The organism is Paracoccus sp. SSJ, from assembly GCF_030234105.1.
GTDB lineage: Bacteria > Pseudomonadota > Alphaproteobacteria > Rhodobacterales > Rhodobacteraceae > Paracoccus > Paracoccus denitrificans.
Map to the genome: position 1 here is coordinate 127,046 of NZ_JASSPE010000003.1, position 15,900 is coordinate 142,945.

The window sequence follows — 15,900 nt, forward strand, 5'->3', positions numbered from 1 at the left end:
GCTGCCGTCCATCCTGGCAGCCTGACCCCTCACTGCCCCGCGCAATCGACGGCCCTTCGCCTGGGGCCGAAACCTTCCCCCGGACGATCATGCGCGCAACTGCCGGCCCGTTTGGGCCGGCTTTTCTTTTCTCGAGCGCATGTGCCGGTTGCGCCGGCAGGCGCCTCCGGCGGGGGAGTATTTGGAGAACAGAGAAGCGATCAGGCCGGCGAGGCGTCGATCGCGCCCAGCAGCGCCTCCCAAGCCAGCAGGATCGAGGCATGGCGGTTGGGGAACTCGCGGGCGGGCAGCAGAGCTTCCAGTTCGTCGAAAGGCGCGGTGGGGGTGGGGCCGTCCGATTTCAGCATGGCCTGCAATTCGTCGCGGGCCTTTGCGATCTCGTCGCGCGAGCGGCCAAGCGCGGTGCGGCCCAGCACTCCGGCCGAGGCCTGGCCCAGGGCGCAGGCCCGCACCTCTTGCGCGAAATCCGCGATATGGCCGTCCCGCATCGCCACATGCGCCGTGACCGAGGAGCCGCATTGCGGCGAGCGGCGATGCGCGCTGCCCGTCGCATGGCCCAGCTTGCCCAGATGCGGGATGTCCGAGGCCAGCGCCAGGATGCGCCGCGAATAAAGCTGCATCAGGTCGCTGTCGGACATGGTCTTTTCCCTTGCTGCCGTCGGGTCTAGATAGGTGCGGCAAGCCCGAAAGGAAAGCCGATGTTCGACACCGCAAGCCTGAAATATGACGCGAACGGCCTGATTCCCGCGATCGCGCAGGATCATCAGAGCGGCGAGGTGCTGATGATGGCCTGGATGAATGCCGAAGCCGTGCGGCAGACGCTGGATAGCGGACGGGTTACCTACTGGTCGCGCTCGCGCCAGGGTTTCTGGGTCAAGGGCGAGAGTTCGGGCCATGTCCAGAAGCTGGTCGAGTTGCGGGTGGATTGCGACCGCGACTGTCTGCTGCTGCTGGTGGACCAGACCGGGCCGGCCTGCCACACCAACCGGCGCAGCTGTTTCTATACCGCCATTCGCGAGGGGCAGGAGGTCGTCATCATGGCGCCTCAGAACCCCAGTGCCTGACGGATTTCCGCGGCGCTGGCACCTTCGTCGCGGAAAAGCCTCAGTGCCCGGGCGTCGTCGCGCTTGGCAAGGCGCTTGCCATGCTCGTCCCGGATCAGGCGGTGATGGTGATAGCGCGGCGCCGGAAGTTCCAGCAGGTTCTGAAGAATGATATGGATCCATGTTGAATCCAGAAGATCTTTCCCGCGCGTAACCAGCGTGATGCCTTGGTCGGCATCGTCCACCACCACCGAGAGGTGATAGCTGGTGCCCATGCCGCGACGCGCCAGCACGATATCGCCGACGCCAGCGACGAAATCCCGTGCCGAAAGTCGATGCGGCAGGCCGGGGGTTACGTTTTCGTCATGAAATGCGACCTCGTCGAGCCCGAGATGGTCAAGCGCCCGCGCGGCATTCAGGCGGATGGCGTCATCCGGCCCGGCATCCGCCATGCGGCGATGGCGGCAGGTGCCTGGATAGACCGGGCCGTCCGGGCCGATCACCGGCGCCGCGCCTTCTTGCGGGGCGGAAAGCGCGGCACGAATATCGGCGCGGCGGCAGCGGCAGGGATAGGTCAGGCCAAGCGCCGCGAGCCGGTCGAGGGCCGCTTGATAGGCGGGCAGGCGTTCGGACTGGCGCATGACCGGCTGCGGCCAGTCGAGGCCCAGCCAGCGCAGGTCCTGGGCGATCAGCGCCTCGTATTCCGGGCGGCAGCGGCTTTGGTCGATATCCTCGATGCGCAGCAGGAACTGGCCGGGATCGGCAAGGCGTGCCGCGGTCAGGGCCGCGAAGGCATGGCCCAGATGCAGGGGGCCGGTCGGCGAGGGGGCAAACCGGGTCCGGTTCAACTTTCCCCCGCAAGCCATTGCTGAAAATCGGCTTTCGCTCGGTCCGTATAGGCCGGGTAGCGGTCCTTGCGCCCTTTCCGGCCGCCGCGCATCGTGTCCAGAGGCGGGTAGAGGCCGAAATTCACGTTCATCGGCTGGAAGGTCTTCGCGTCGGCGCCGCCGGTGATGTGGCTGACCAGCGCGCCCATCGAGGTGGTGGCGGGCGGTGGGGGCAGGTCGCGCCCCAGCGCCTCGGCCGCGGCCATGCGCCCGGCGAGCAGGCCCATGGCCGCGGATTCGACATAGCCTTCGACCCCTGTCACCTGGCCGGCAAAGCGCAGATGCGGCCGTGCGCGCAACCGCAGCCGGTCGTCGATCAGCCGCGGCGAATTCAGGAACGTATTGCGGTGGATGCCGCCGAGCCGGGCAAAACTGGCATCCTGCAGGCCGGGAATGCGCCGGAAAACATCTACTTGCGCACCATATTTCATCTTGGTCTGGAAGCCGACGATATTGTAGAGCGTCCCCAGCGCATTGTCGCGACGCAGCTGCACCACGGCGTAGGGCTTTTCGGCCGGGTTATGGGCGTTGGTCAGGCCGACCGGCTTCATCGGCCCGTGGCGCAGCGTCTCGCGGCCGCGTTCGGCCATGACCTCGATCGGCAGGCAGCCGTCGAAATAGCCGGCGGTCTCGCCCTCGTGGAACTCGGTCTTGTCGGCGGCGAGCAGGGCGTCGATGAAGCCCTCGTAATCCTCGCGGGTCATCGGGCAGTTGATATAGGCGGTGCGCTCTTCCTCGGTCTCGCCCTTGTCGTAGCGGCTTTGGCGCCAGCAGATCGACATGTCGATGCTTTCGGCATGGACGATGGGGGCGATGGCGTCGAAGAAGGCGAGCGAGCCCTCGCCGGTCAGGCTGCGGATCGACCTCCCGAGCGCCTCGGAGGTCAGCGGCCCGGTGGCGACGATCCAGCGCCCTTCGGAAGGCAGGTCGCTGATCTCGCCCGGCTGGAAGCTGACCAGCGGTTCGGCTTGCAGCGCCTGGGTCACGGCCTGCGAAAAGGCGTCGCGGTCGACCGCCAGCGCGCCGCCGGCGGGCAGGCGATGGCGGTCGGCCATGGCCATGATCAGCCCGCCCGCCGCCCGCATCTCCCAATGCAGCTGCCCCACGGCATTCATGCGGTCGTCGTCCGAGCGGAAGCTGTTCGAGCAGACCATTTCGGCGCAATCGCCGGTGCGATGGGCGAAGGTCGCGACCTGTGGCCGCATCTCGTGCAGCACCACCGGCACGCCGGCGCGGGCGATCTGCCAGGCGGCCTCGGATCCGGCAAGACCCGCGCCGATGATATGGATCGGTTCCATGCTTTTTCCCTTCGCGTCAGGCGCGATCTCCTAGCAATCGCGGGCCATGGCGGCAAGAGAAAGGGCGGCGCCCGCAAGGGGTGCCGCCCGATTCCGTTCAGCCTCTGGCCCGCGATCAGGCTTCGGTGGCTTCGCTTTCGGCAGCAGCCTCTTCGTTATCGGCCGAACGCAGGCCCGAAGGCGCGGCGATATTGGCGATGACGAAGTTGCGGTCGATGGTCGGCTTCACGCCCTTCGGCAGCACCACGTCGTTGATGTGGATGGTGTCGCCGATCTGCTTGCCGGTCAGGTCGACGGTGATCTGCTCGGGGATGTCCGAGGCGGTCACGACCAGCTCGACCTCGGGGCGCACCACGACCAGCGTGCCGCCGCGCTTCAGGCCGGGGGCTTCGTCCTGGTTCTCGAAGTTCACGTGGATGAACAGGTTCACCCGCGTGTTGCGGTGCAGGCGCATGAAGTCGATATGCGTCGGCAGGTCCTTGACCACATCGCGCTGGACGCCGCGGCAGACGACGCGCACGTCGTCCTGGCCCTCGACCTTCAGGTTCCACAGCGTGGACATGAAGCGGCCGGCGCGCAGCTTGGTCAGCAGCGAGTTGAATTCGATTTGGATCGGCTGCGGCTCTTTGCCGTCGCCATAAACGATGCCGGGCACCTTGCCTTCGCGGCGAGCTTGGCGGGCGGCCCCCTTGCCTGTCCCCGCGCGTGCCTCGGCCACCAGATCAGGGATCTCTTTGGCCATGGTTGGTTTCCTTGTGCTACAAAATGGCGGCCATCCTCCAAGGGTGCATGGCCGAAGTCGGGCCTATAGCGCGGCGCCGGGATGATGTGAAGTGAAAAAAGCCCGGCCTACGATGCGAAAACCCTTGCCAGAAGCACGCAGACGCAGCAAAGCAATTCAAGTCGTGCCGGGGTTTTTCGAGTTGCACCGCATACATTCACTGGACTACCTGAAGGTTCTGCTGGCGATCGGCGTCGTGCTGGCCCATTCCATCCTCATACAGAATCAGCTGGTTCCCTGGAGCTACATGCTGGGCAACGGCGTCTTGCGCAGCCTGGTGCCCACATTCTCGACCCTGTCGGGCTATTGCTTCTTCGTCACCTATTCGCGCGGCAAGGCCGGCAGGTGGCTGGGCGGGCTGATCCTGCTCTATCTGTTCTGGATCGGCTTTTACGCGCCGATCTGGGTCAATCGCGACACCACGGCGGCCGACGCGCTGCAGGTGCTGCTGCTGGGCACGATGCATCTTTGGTATGTCGCCGGGCTGATCCTGGCCGCCGGGCTGCTGATCGCGTTCCTTTGGCTGGGCAGGCGGACGCGGACGGGTCTTGCGCCGCTGCTGGGCGCGGCGCTGGTCTGCGCCTTGCTCGGCACGGGGCTGGCCTTCTGGGCCTTCCTGCATGAGCCGGGCCTGCCCCTCGACGTTTCGAGGAACGGCGCGACGGTGATCTTTCCCTTCTTTGCCTTCGGCTACGCGCTGGCTGGGCTTGTCCGCGACCGGGGGCTGGATGCGCTGCCCTCCGCCAGGACGCTGTGGCTGATCATCGCCGGGCTCTTCGCGCTGCGGCTGGTCGAGGCCTATATGTCCATGCAGGCCTATGGCGTGTCGATCCTCAGCATGCCCGAACTGCCGTTCCTGTCCTATCCCGCCGCCGTCCTGCTGTTCATGGCCTTCCTGCGGCTGGAACTGCCCGAGGCGCCGGTCAGCCTGAGCCTGTGGTCGGCGAGCATCTATTTCCTGCACATCTTCCTGATCTTCGTCGTGCGCCATTTCGGCGCCAAGAGCCTGTTTGTCTATGTGCTGGTCGGCGTGACGGTGCCGGTGCTGATCGCCGCCGCGTTCCAACGGCTGCTGCCGCGCCTGCTGCCCTCGTTGCGCAGCAAGCGCGCCTATCGCTAGGTGGCGTGGCCGCCGCGGCCTGGCGCGAATCAGGCCCAGGCTTGCAGGAAATCCGGCGGGATCAGCAGGTTGTGCCGCCCCAGGGCCTTCACGTCGCGCTCGCCGCACAGCGCCATGGTGATGTCCAGCTCCTTCTGGATCACCTCCAGCGCGCGGGTCACGCCGGCCTCGCCCATGGCGCCCAGCCCATAGATGAAGGCTCGGCCGATATGGGTGGCATGGGCGCCCATGGCCTGCGCCTTCAAGACGTCCTGGCCCGAGCGGATGCCGCTGTCGAGATGGATCTCGACCCGGTCGCCCACTGCCTTGACGATCTCGGGCAGCATGCGGATCGAACTGACCGCGCCGTCCAGCTGCCGGCCGCCATGGTTGCTGACGATGATCGCATCGGCGCCGAAATCCGCGGCCATGCGGGCATCCTCGGGATCGTTGATGCCCTTGAGGATCAGCTTGCCGCCCCAGAGGTCGCGGATGCGGGCGATCTTGCCCCAGTCGAGCTGCGGGTCGAACTGCTCGGCCGTCCAGGCGATCAGCGACGAGGGGTCGCCCACCCCCTTGGCATGGCCGACGATATTGCCGAAGAGGCGGCGCTTCGTGCGCAGCATCTCGATGCCCCAGCGCCATTTCGTCGCCAGGTCCAGCAGCACCGGCAGGGTCAGCCGCGGCGGCGCCGACAGCCCGTTCTTCAGATCCTTGTGGCGCTGGCCCAGGATCTGCAGGTCCAGCGTCAGCACCAGTGCCGAGCAATTGGCGCGCCTGGCCCGCTCGATGATCGCCTCCAGGAATTCCTGGTCGCGCATGACGTAGAGCTGGAACCAGAAGGGCGCCTGCACCGCCTCGGCCACGTCCTCGATCGAGCAGATCGACATGGTCGAAAGGGTGAAGGGCACGCCAAAGGCCTTCGCGGCGCGCGCCGCCTTGATCTCGCCATCGGCGCATTGCATGCCGGTCATGCCGACCGGGGCCAGCGCCACCGGCATTGCGACCTTTTGCCCGATCATCGTGCTTTCGGTGGTGCGCCCCGTCATGTCCACCGCGACGCGCTGGCGCAGCTTGATGCGCTGGAAATCGGTGCAGTTCTCGCGGAAGGTGCCCTCGGTATAGCTGCCGCTTTCGGCGTAGTCGTAGAACATGCGCGGCACGCGCCTGCGATAGATCGCCTTCAGGTCGTCGATGCAGGTGATGACCGGCATGGTGTTCTCCTCGGTTCGGCGGGTCAGTTCGGCGGGCAGTCGGTGCTGCCTTCGGGGCAGTCCTCGGCCAGGGATTGCTGCGAAAGCGCGCGGGCCCGGGCGCGCAGGGCATCGGCGCGGCGCTGCAATTCGGCGTCATGCGCCGCCGGCCCCGTGCCGGAGCGGCCGGCAAGGGAGCGCCCGCGGGCATCCAGCGCGCCGCCGACCGCCGCCGGGTCGCGGGCGGCATCGGCGGCATGGCCGGGCAGGGCGGGCTCGGCCAGCAATCGGTCGGTCGGCATCAGCGCCGGATAGTCGCCCGCCGTGTCGCCGCATGCGGCCAGGCTTGCCAGCGCCAGCGCGCTCCAGATCCGCCCCATGCCGTTCCCCAATGTCCTCATGCGCCGGACCATAGGCCCAGGGCGGCGGCGGGGGCAAGATGCGCTCTTTACCTTGCCGCGGCTCGCCGCCTAGAAGGCGGCATGGCAAGAACCCAGGGCTCAAGGGCAGAGATCACCGGACCGCTGATCCGCGACACGGCGCGCAAGCTGTTCGCGCGCCAGGGCTATGCGGCGGTCTCGATGCGGCAGATCGCGGCCGAGGTGGGCGTGCAGGTCGGCGCGCTCTACGCCTATACGCCCGACAAGCAGGCGCTGCTGGCCGACCTGCTGCGGGTGCATATGGAGGAGCTGCTGGCCGCCTGGCGCGACGATCCCGCCCGCCCGGCGCTCGACCGGCTGGAGGCGTTCCTGCGCTTTCACATCCAGACCAGCCTGGAGCGCCCCGAGGCGGTGTTCCTGTCCTATATGGAACTGCGCAACCTGACGCCGGACAACCGCAGCCGGATCGCCGCCCTGCGCCGCCGCTACGAGGACGCGCTGGAGGTGATCCTGATCGCCGGCGAGGCCGAGGGCACGATGACGGTGCCCGACACGCGGCTGGCCACCATGGCGCTGATCGCCATGCTGACCGGCGTCACCAACTGGTATCGCGAGGGCGGGCGCCTGGACCAGGAACGGGTGGTCGAGGTCTATTGGGAGCTGGTGCGCGGCGCGGTCGGCGCATGACCCTTTGCAACCGGCCGGCGTGATCCGATATAAGGCGGCATGAGCCTGCCGCCGCAATTCCTTGACGAGATCCGTGCCCGCGTGCCTTTGTCGCGCGTGATCGGGCGCAAGGTGGTCTGGGATCTGCGCCGCTCGAATCAGGCCAAGGGCGACTGGTGGGCGCCCTGTCCCTTCCACGGCGAAAAGACCCCCTCCTTCCATGTCGACGACCAGAAGGGCTTTTACTACTGCTTCGGCTGCCATGCGAAAGGCGATGCGCTGACCTTCCTGCGCGAGGCCGAGGGGCTGGGCTTCATCGAGGCCGTCGAACTGCTGGCCGCCGAGGCGGGCCTGCCGATGCCGGAACGCGACCCGCGCCAGGTGCAGCGCGCCGACCATCGCACCGAGCTGGTCGATGTCATGGAGCAGGCGGTGCGCTGGTTCCGCATGCAACTGGGCATGGGCGTGGCGGAGGCCGCGCGGGCCTATCTGGCGCGGCGCGGGCTGGACGATGCCGCCTGCGAACGCTTCGGCATCGGCTTCGCCCCCGACCAGCGCCAGGGCCTGTTCAACGCCCTGCGCGCCAAGGGCATCGCCGAGCAGCTGATCGTCGAGGCCGGGCTGGCGGCCAAGCCCGAGGATGGCGGCGCGCCCTTCGACCGTTTCCGCGGCCGCATCACGTTTCCGATCCGCGACGGGCGCGGGCGCTGCATTGCCTTCGGCGGCCGGGCGATGGACCCGAACGCACGGGCGAAATACCTCAACAGTCCCGAGACGCCGCTCTTCGACAAGGGCCGCAACCTCTACAATATCGGCCCGGCGCGGGCGGCGGTCGCCAAGGGCAGGCCGCTGGTCGTGGCCGAGGGCTATATGGACGTGATCGCGCTGGTCCGCGCCGGCTTCGAAGGCGCGGTGGCCCCCCTCGGCACCGCCATCACCGAGGACCAGCTGCGGCTGATGTGGCGCATCTCGCCCGAGCCGGTGATCGCGCTGGATGGCGACGAGGCGGGGCTGCGTGCCGCGATGCGGCTGATCGACCTGGCGCTGCCGATGACCGGGCCGGGGCAGGCGCTGCGCTTTGCCTTCCTTCCGCAGGGGCAGGACCCGGACGACCTGATCCGTGCCCGGGGCGCCGGGGCGATGGCGGCGGTGCTGGACGAGGCGCGGCCGCTGGTCGATCTCTTGTGGCGGCGCGAGACCGAGGGGCGTGTCTTCGACAGCCCCGAGCGTCGCGCCGCGCTGGACAAGGCGCTTGGCGAGGCGGTGGCGAAGATCCCCGACAAGGACACCCGCGACCATTACCATGCCGTGCTGCGCAACCTGAAATGGGAGCTGTTCGGCAACCGGCGCCGCAGCGATGCGCCCGCGGCCGCGCGACCCGCCCGCGACTGGAAGGGACGCGAATGGCAGGGCGGTGGCGCCCGCTTCCAACCCGTGGCGCCGGTGGCGCCGACCCGGGCCTCGCGGCTTTCCTCGCCCGGTGCGGGCGAGCACGAGGCCGAGACGCTGGTCGAGGCCATGGTGCTGGCGATCTGCGCCACCCATCCCGGGCTGATCGCCCCGGTCGAATCGCGGCTGGAACGGCTGGAGCCGCAGGACGCGGACCGTGCGGCGCTGATCCACGACCTCCTGTCGGGCACGCAGTCGCAGGCCGGGCAGCGCGCCCTTGAAAGCATCATGTCCGACCCCCATGTGAGGGCGGCCCCGGCCATCCTGCGCCCGCATGACGGCGATGCCGCCGCGGACATCCTTGCCAACGCCCTGGACCGGATCGAGTCCCGCCGCTCCGCGCGCGAGGAAATCGCCCGAGCCGAGGCCGAGATCGAGGGGCTGGCCGACGAGGGCCTGACCTGGCGCATGGCGCAATCCGCCCGTGCCCGGCAACAGGCCGACCATCCCTCGCTGGCCGACCTGTCGGACCTGGGCGAGGACAGCGACGCCTATCGGGCCATCCTGGAGGCGGCGCTGAAGAACGAGATCTGGCGCAAGCCGCGCCGCTGAAGGATGCGCGAATCACCCGCGCCGAATCACCTTGGCCGCAGCCGGGTCGCAGGCTTTGAATCGCCGGCGATTCGCGCTAGAAGCGGCCGATAGCCGATCCCGATTCGCCGATTCGCGAATCACCGCTTCAAGGGAGCCAGCATGGCAGCCAACGACGACGACCAGAAGCCCGACCCCAAGGACGACGATCCTTCGCTGGACATGTCGCAGGCCGCAGTCAAGCGCATGATCGCCGAAGGGCGCGAGCGTGGCTTCATCACCTATGACCAGCTCAATGCCGTCCTGCCGCCCGAACAGGTCAGTTCCGACCAGATCGAGGACGTCATGTCCATGCTGTCGGAAATGGACATCCGCGTGGTCGAGAGCGACGAGGAGGCCGATGAGGCCGAACCGGGCGGCGAACTGGCGACCACGGCTTCGACCTCGCGCGAACTGACCGTCGCCACCACCGAAACGGAAAAGCTGGACCGCACCGACGACCCGGTGCGCATGTATCTGCGCGAGATGGGCTCGGTCGAGCTGCTGAGCCGCGAGGGCGAGATCGCCATCGCCAAGCGCATCGAGGCCGGCCGCAACACCATGATTGCCGGGCTTTGCGAAAGCCCCCTGACCTTCAAGGCCATCACCATGTGGCGCCAGGAGCTTCTGGACGAAGACATCCTGCTGCGCGACGTGATCGACCTCGAGACCACCTTCGGCCGCGCGATGGACGAGGACGGCGAGGAAGAGGAGGTGCTGCCGACCGAAACCCGCCCGGCCGCGAATACCGCCGGCGCCGCCGGCACCGCGCGCGAGGAGGAGGAATTCGACGCCGACGGCAACCCGATGGGCCGCGAGGAGGACGAGGAGGACGATGACGGCCAGAACCTGTCGCTGGCCGCCATGGAAGCCTCGCTCAAGCCCAAGGTGCTGGAGACGCTGGAGGCCATCGCACGGGGCTATGAAGAGCTGTCGCACATGCAGGACAACCGCATGTCGGCGACGCTGAACGAGGACGGCACCTTCTCGGCCGCGCAGGAAAGCGCCTATCAGGTGCTGCGCTCGCATATCGTCGCGCTGGTGAACGAGTTGCACCTGCACAACAACCGCATCGAGGCGCTGGTCGACCAGATCTATGGCATCAACCGCCGTATCGTCACCATCGATTCGAACGTGGTGAAGCTGGCCGACGCCGCGCGCATCAACCGGCGCGAATTCATCGACGCCTATCGCGGCAGCGAACTCGACCCGACCTGGGTCGAGCGCATGATGCAGAACAAGGGCCGCGGCTGGCAGGCGCTGTTCGAGAAATCCCGCCCCCAGGTGGAGAACCTGCGTGCCGAGATGGCCATGGTCGGCCAGCATGTCGGCGTCGATATCGAGGAATTCCGCCGCATCGTCAGCCAGGTCCAGCGCGGCGAAAAGGAATCGCGCCAGGCCAAGAAGGAAATGGTCGAGGCGAACCTGCGGCTGGTGATCTCGATCGCCAAGAAATACACGAACAGGGGCCTGCAATTCCTTGATCTCATTCAGGAAGGCAATATCGGCCTGATGAAGGCCGTGGACAAGTTCGAGTATCGGCGCGGCTACAAGTTCTCGACCTATGCGACCTGGTGGATCCGGCAGGCGATCACGCGCTCGATCGCCGACCAGGCCCGCACCATCCGCATCCCGGTCCACATGATCGAGACGATCAACAAGCTGGTGCGCACCGGCCGCCAGATGCTGCACGAGATCGGCCGCGAGCCGACGCCCGAGGAACTGGCCGAAAAGCTGCAGATGCCGCTGGAAAAGGTCCGCAAGGTGATGAAGATCGCCAAGGAGCCGATCAGCCTCGAAACCCCCATCGGGGACGAAGAGGACAGCCAGCTCGGCGATTTCATCGAGGACAAGAACGCCGTCCTTCCGCTGGACAGCGCCATTCAGGAAAACCTGAAGGAGACCACCACGCGCGTCCTGGCCAGCCTGACCCCGCGCGAAGAGCGGGTGCTGCGCATGCGCTTCGGCATCGGCATGAACACCGATCACACGCTGGAAGAGGTCGGCCAGCAGTTCAGCGTGACGCGCGAGCGCATCCGCCAGATCGAGGCCAAGGCGCTGCGCAAGCTCAAGCATCCCAGCCGGTCGCGCAAGCTGCGGTCCTTCCTGGATCAGTAACCGCCGGATCGACCAAAAAGGCCGCGCTTCCGGGCGCGGCCTTTGTCATTCTGCGGCCGGGATCAGCCGTGTTTCTCGATCCAGTCCACGAAGGCGTCGACGAAGCCTTGCAGGAACTTCGCGGTCTTTTCGTCGGTGACGCTGCCATCGGCGGCATAGGCTTCGGCGTGCCACTGGATATAGGCTTCGGGCATGCTCATCATCACCGTGCCGACATGGAGCAGGTCGTTCTTGAGCCGCGCCTGCGCCAGCGCCGCACCGATCACGCCCGGCGATGTGCCGATGACGGCGGCCGGCTTGCCCTTCCACGAGTTCTGGCCATAGGGCCGGGTGGCCCAGTCGATGGCGTTCTTGATCATGCCCGGATAGCTGCGGTTGTATTCCGGCGTGATCGCCAGAACCGCGTCGGAATGCTCGATCCGGTCCTTGAGCCGCAGCACCGATTCGGGGGCATCGGCCCAAAGGTCGTCGTTGTAATGCGGCAGGTCGCCGATATGCAGCAGGTGGAATTCCAGCCGGCCCTCGGCCAGTTTCTGCAATACCTTCATCAGCTTGTGATTGAGCGAATCCTTGCGGAGCGATCCCACCATGACGGCGACGGTCTTGACCATGCCTGATCTCCTCTTGCGGTTTTCCGCGACAGGCTAGGGGTGCGATCCGGCCAAGGAAAGGGGAGCCGCGCTTGCATTCTGGGGGAAAAAGGTGAACAGTGACGGCCAAGCGGCGTATGACCGTGGACCGGGAAAGGCGCAAGGGCCGATGGGCGAGGCAGAGAAAATGCAGGCATGGCTGGCGGATGCAGGCAATCTGCGACTGTTGCTGGTCGCGGCGCTGGCGGTCTTGGCGTTCTGCCTTGTTGCGCTGTGGCGAACGCGGCGTTCGGCAGAGGCGGCCGATGCGCAGGCCCGGCGGCGCGAGGGCGAGTTGCAGGCGCGATGCGAGGCCGAATCGGCTGCCCTGCGCGATCAGCTTCTGGCCGTGAGCCGGCTGGAGACCCGGGCGGAATCGCTGACCCAGCGCCTGCAGGAACTGATCGAGGAGCGCGACGGGCTGACCGATGCACTGCATCGCGAACGCCAGCAGGTCTCGCGACTGGAGCGCGATCTGGCCGAGACCCGGCTTGCCGCGCAAAAGGACCGCGAGGCGGCCGAGCGCGACATTGCCACCCTGCGCGAACTGCGCGAGGAGATGACCGGCCAGTTTCGCCTGCTGGCCAGTGAGACGCTGAAATCGCAGGGCGGCGAGATGCAGAAGGTGCATGGCGAGCAGCTTTCGGCGCTGCTGACGCCCTTTCGCGACCAGGTCCACCGCTTCCAGACCGAGTTGCAGGCCCGCAACAAGGCCACGGACGAGGAACGCGCGAGGCTGCGCGAGCAGATCGAATATCTGCACAAGCGTTCCGAGGACATCTCGCGCGAGGCGGTGGCGCTGACCCGCGCGCTCAAGGGCGACAGCCAGAAGCGCGGCGCCTGGGGCGAGATGATCCTGGAGCGCATCCTCGAGGATTCCGGCCTGATCGCCGGCACGCATTACGACACGCAATCGAGCCATCGCGACGGCGACGGCAAGCTGTGGCGGCCCGACGTGATCGTGAAGATGCCGCAGAAGAAGCTTTTGGTGATCGACAGCAAGGTCTCGCTGAACGCCTATGAAGAGGCGGTGAATGCCGAGGATCTGCCCACCCGCGACGCCGCGCTGCGCCGCCATGTCGCCTCGGTCCGCGCCCATGTCGCCGGGCTTGCCGCCAAGGGTTATCAGGCGATCGACGAAAGCTCGGTCGATTATGTGCTGATGTTCATCCCCGTCGAAGGCGCCTTTTCCGAGGCGCTGCGCGTCGATCCCGATCTGGCGCGGTTCGCCATGGAGAACCGGGTCGGGCTGGCGACGCCGACCACGCTGATGCTGACCCTGCGCACGGTCGATCACATCTGGACGGTCGAGCGGCGCGAATCGAACGCCATGCAGATCGCCGCCCGTGCCGGGCAGCTTTACGACAAGCTGCACGGTTTCGTCTCGGCCGTCGAGGATGTCGGTGCGGCGCTCGACCGGGCGCAGAAAAGCCATGCCACCGCCATGGACCGGCTGACCCGCGGCCCCGGCAACGTCATCCGCCAGGCCGAGATGCTGCGCGATCTGGGCGCGCGCACGCAAAAGCGCATCGCGCTGGACCATGACGGCGGCGCCGTGCTGGAGGCCCCGGGCGAGGCGGCGGAATGAGCGCCACCCGCTTCACCATCCAGACCCGCGGCCCGGCCTGCCACGACTTCACCGATCAGGTCGTCGCCTGGCTGCGCGGCATCGGTGCCGTGGATGGGGTGGTGGCGCTGTTCGTGCGCCACACCTCCTGCTCGCTGCTGGTGCAGGAGAATGCCGATCCCGACGTGCAGCGCGACCTGCTGGCCTGGCTCGACCGCATCGCGCCGCCCGCCGATCATCCGTCGATGGGCTACCTGACGCATCGTGCCGAGGGGCCGGACGACATGCCCGCCCATCTCAAGGCCGCGATCCTGCCGGTCAGCTTGCAAATCCCGGTCGCGCGCGGCCGGATGGAACTGGGCACCTGGCAGGGCATCTATCTGGTCGAGCACCGCACCCACCCGCATCGGCGCGAGGTGGCGGCGCATTTCCAGGCGGCGTGAGGCCGGTCAACCACGCCGCAGGAAAACCCTTTTCCTCGCGGCGCGGATATGGAAACCTGCGACACCGAGCGACAGGGATTCACAGGGCGGGGCATGGCGTCAGGAAACCGATCTCAGACGGCCCAGGGCCTGACCCTGATCGCGCCGCCCTTGGGCTATGCGGTGCTGGTGCTGGCCGCGCCGCTGCTGACCATCCTGGCCTATTCCTTTTTCAAGGACGGCTATCTGACGGTGATCCGCGAATTCACGCTGGAAAACTATCGCGCGGTCTGGGCCGATCCGATCTTTCACCGCATCATGCTGCGCTCGCTTGTCGTGGCGGCGCTGGTGACGCTGGCGACCGTGGTGCTGGCCTTTCCGGTGGCCTATTTCCTGTCCTTCGCGGTCTCGCCGCAGAAAAAGGCCATGTGGCTGTTCCTGATCACCATCCCGTTCTGGACCAGCTACCTGATCCGGGTTTTCCTGTGGAAGGTGATCCTGGGCTATAACGGCGTGATCAATTCGGGGCTCAAGACGCTGGGCATCATCGAGCAGCCGCTGACCTTCATCCTCTACAACGTGAACTCGATGGTCATCACGCTGGCGCATGCCTATGCGCCCTTTGCCATCCTGCCGATCTTTATCGCGCTGGAAAAGATCGACCGCTCGCTGCTGGAGGCCGGGCGCGACCTGGGCGAAAGCCGGGCCATGACCTTCTGGCGCGTCACCCTGCCGCTCGCCATGCCGGGCGTCGTGGCGGCGGCGCTGATCGTGTTCATCCCGACCATCGGCGACTATGTCACGCCGGCGCTGATCGGCGGCGGCAAGATCCCGATGATCGCCAACATGATCCAGGCGCAGATGCTGGACCTCGACAACCGGCCGATGGGCTCGGCGCTGGCGGTGACGGCCATGCTGATCGTCGCGGTCATCAGCCTGGTCTTCATCGCCCTGAACCGCCGCTTCCTGAGGGTGCGGCAATGAAGGGGCGGGGGCTGCGCGCCTATGCGCTGGTCTATCTGCTGTTCCTTTATGCACCGATCCTGCTCTTGCCGATCTTTGCCTTTAACTCGGGCACGATCATCGCCTTTCCGCTGAAAAGCTTCACGACGGAATGGTTCGGCCAGATGTGGGGCAATGCCTCGCTGCGCCGGGCGCTGACCAATTCGCTGACCATCGCCGTCAGCGCCTCGATCCTGGCGACCTGCCTCGGCATCTTCGCCGCGCGCGCCTCGACCCGGTTCGAGTTTCCGGGCAAGGGCCCGATCATGGGCCTGATCATGCTGCCGCTGGTGCTGCCCGAGATCATCGTCTCGATCTCGCTTCTGGTGGTGCTCCTGTCGCTGGGGGTCAAGCTCAGCATCCTGACGGTGATCCTGGGCCATACGCTGATCTGCATGCCCTATGCGACGGTGATCCTGTCCACCGCCTTCAACTCGCTGGACCGTTCGCTGGAAGAGGCGGCCTACGACCTGGGCGAGACGCGGATCAGCGCCTTCCGGCTGGTGATCCTGCCTCTGGTCATGCCGGGCATCATCTCGTCCCTGCTGATGAGCTTTACCATCAGCCTGGACGAATTCATCATCGCCTTCTTCCTTGCGGGGAACGAGCCGACGCTGCCCACCTATATCTTCAGCCAGCTGCGCTTTCCCAAGCAGATCCCGATGATCATGGCGCTGGGGACGGTGCTGGTGATCATGTCGATCCTGCTGCTGACCATCGCCGAATATTTCCGCCGTCGCGGCATCGCCAAGACCGGCGCCAAGAATACCGGAGGCTTCCTTTGACCGAGACCCGT

Annotated in this window: 16 protein-coding genes; 9 read left to right on the forward strand and 7 right to left on the reverse strand. The window is 66.8% G+C overall.

Annotated features, from left to right (window positions below; translation table 11 throughout):
* Window positions 1–200: 200 nt before the first annotated feature.
* A complete protein-coding gene (locus QPR87_RS04515) occupies window positions 201–638 on the reverse strand; it encodes an iron-sulfur cluster assembly scaffold protein (RefSeq protein WP_285048554.1) in 438 nt (145 codons plus the stop codon).
* Between the two features lie 60 nt (window positions 639–698).
* On the opposite strand from QPR87_RS04515, the gene hisI reads away from it, so the two are divergent.
* Window positions 699–1,064: a phosphoribosyl-AMP cyclohydrolase gene (gene hisI / locus QPR87_RS04520; RefSeq protein ID WP_011750314.1), complete on the forward strand. Its 366-nt coding sequence runs from the start codon at window positions 699–701 to the stop codon at window positions 1,062–1,064.
* Here the strand turns inward: hisI and gluQRS are convergent.
* The 3 genes from gluQRS to QPR87_RS04535 form a co-directional block, all read right to left on the reverse strand.
* Window positions 1,046–1,891 carry a tRNA glutamyl-Q(34) synthetase GluQRS gene (gene gluQRS / locus QPR87_RS04525; protein ID WP_502921595.1) on the reverse strand — a complete coding sequence of 282 codons (846 nt, stop codon included), beginning with the start codon at window positions 1,889–1,891 and terminating at the stop codon, window positions 1,046–1,048. The genes hisI and gluQRS overlap by 19 nt on opposite strands.
* Window positions 1,888–3,228, reverse strand: coding sequence for a methylenetetrahydrofolate--tRNA-(uracil(54)-C(5))-methyltransferase (FADH(2)-oxidizing) TrmFO (gene trmFO / locus QPR87_RS04530; protein ID WP_285048560.1), 1,341 nt, complete (start codon window positions 3,226–3,228; stop codon window positions 1,888–1,890). Before trmFO ends, gluQRS begins: the two co-directional genes overlap by 4 nt.
* 115 nt (window positions 3,229–3,343) lie before the next feature.
* Window positions 3,344–3,970 (reverse strand): 50S ribosomal protein L25/general stress protein Ctc, encoded by a 627-nt coding sequence (locus tag QPR87_RS04535; protein ID WP_011750311.1) that lies wholly within the window; start codon window positions 3,968–3,970, stop codon window positions 3,344–3,346.
* Window positions 3,971–4,133: 163 nt separating this feature from the next.
* Here QPR87_RS04535 and QPR87_RS04540 point away from each other — a divergent pair, with 163 nt between their 5' ends.
* Complete coding sequence (locus QPR87_RS04540; protein WP_158659254.1) at window positions 4,134–5,129, forward strand: acyltransferase family protein; 996 nt, start codon at window positions 4,134–4,136, stop codon at window positions 5,127–5,129.
* A 29-nt stretch (window positions 5,130–5,158) separates the two neighbouring features.
* Here QPR87_RS04540 and QPR87_RS04545 read toward each other — a convergent pair whose 3' ends face one another.
* The gene (locus QPR87_RS04545; protein ID WP_285048566.1) at window positions 5,159–6,322 is read right to left on the reverse strand and encodes an alpha-hydroxy acid oxidase; all 1,164 of its coding nucleotides are present in this window, start codon (window positions 6,320–6,322) and stop codon (window positions 5,159–5,161) included.
* Window positions 6,323–6,345: 23 nt separating this feature from the next.
* Entirely contained in the window at window positions 6,346–6,702 is a 357-nt protein-coding gene (locus QPR87_RS04550; protein ID WP_230999824.1) for a hypothetical protein, read from the reverse strand.
* A gap of 81 nt (window positions 6,703–6,783) precedes the next feature.
* Between QPR87_RS04550 and QPR87_RS04555 the strand changes: the two genes are divergently transcribed.
* The 3 genes from QPR87_RS04555 to rpoD all read left to right on the forward strand — a co-directional run bounded on the left by QPR87_RS04555 (window position 6,784) and on the right by rpoD (window position 11,484).
* Window positions 6,784–7,368 (forward strand): TetR/AcrR family transcriptional regulator, encoded by a 585-nt coding sequence (locus QPR87_RS04555; RefSeq protein WP_011750308.1) that lies wholly within the window; start codon window positions 6,784–6,786, stop codon window positions 7,366–7,368.
* Window positions 7,369–7,407: 39 nt separating this feature from the next.
* The gene (gene dnaG, locus QPR87_RS04560) at window positions 7,408–9,348 is read left to right on the forward strand and encodes a DNA primase (RefSeq protein WP_011750307.1); all 1,941 of its coding nucleotides are present in this window, start codon (window positions 7,408–7,410) and stop codon (window positions 9,346–9,348) included.
* 141 nt (window positions 9,349–9,489) lie between these two features.
* On the forward strand, window positions 9,490–11,484 hold the full coding sequence (gene rpoD / locus QPR87_RS04565) for an RNA polymerase sigma factor RpoD (RefSeq protein WP_011750306.1): 1,995 nt from the start codon (window positions 9,490–9,492) through the stop codon (window positions 11,482–11,484).
* 62 nt (window positions 11,485–11,546) lie between these two features.
* Here rpoD and QPR87_RS04570 read toward each other — a convergent pair whose 3' ends face one another.
* Complete coding sequence (locus QPR87_RS04570; RefSeq protein WP_011750305.1) at window positions 11,547–12,095, reverse strand: NADPH-dependent FMN reductase; 549 nt, start codon at window positions 12,093–12,095, stop codon at window positions 11,547–11,549.
* A gap of 148 nt (window positions 12,096–12,243) precedes the next feature.
* Here QPR87_RS04570 and QPR87_RS04575 point away from each other — a divergent pair, with 148 nt between their 5' ends.
* The 4 genes from QPR87_RS04575 to QPR87_RS04590 all read left to right on the forward strand — a co-directional run bounded on the left by QPR87_RS04575 (window position 12,244) and on the right by QPR87_RS04590 (window position 15,889).
* The gene (locus tag QPR87_RS04575) at window positions 12,244–13,701 is read left to right on the forward strand and encodes a DNA recombination protein RmuC (protein WP_285048569.1); all 1,458 of its coding nucleotides are present in this window, start codon (window positions 12,244–12,246) and stop codon (window positions 13,699–13,701) included.
* Window positions 13,698–14,123, forward strand: a complete 426-nt coding sequence (locus tag QPR87_RS04580) for a secondary thiamine-phosphate synthase enzyme YjbQ (RefSeq protein WP_011750303.1) — start codon at window positions 13,698–13,700, stop codon at window positions 14,121–14,123. Before QPR87_RS04575 ends, QPR87_RS04580 begins: the two co-directional genes overlap by 4 nt.
* A gap of 93 nt (window positions 14,124–14,216) precedes the next feature.
* Complete coding sequence (locus tag QPR87_RS04585; RefSeq protein WP_011750302.1) at window positions 14,217–15,086, forward strand: ABC transporter permease; 870 nt, start codon at window positions 14,217–14,219, stop codon at window positions 15,084–15,086.
* On the forward strand, window positions 15,083–15,889 hold the full coding sequence (locus QPR87_RS04590; RefSeq protein ID WP_011750301.1) for an ABC transporter permease: 807 nt from the start codon (window positions 15,083–15,085) through the stop codon (window positions 15,887–15,889). The genes QPR87_RS04585 and QPR87_RS04590 overlap by 4 nt, the downstream gene beginning before the upstream one ends.
* Window positions 15,890–15,900 lie beyond the last annotated feature (11 nt).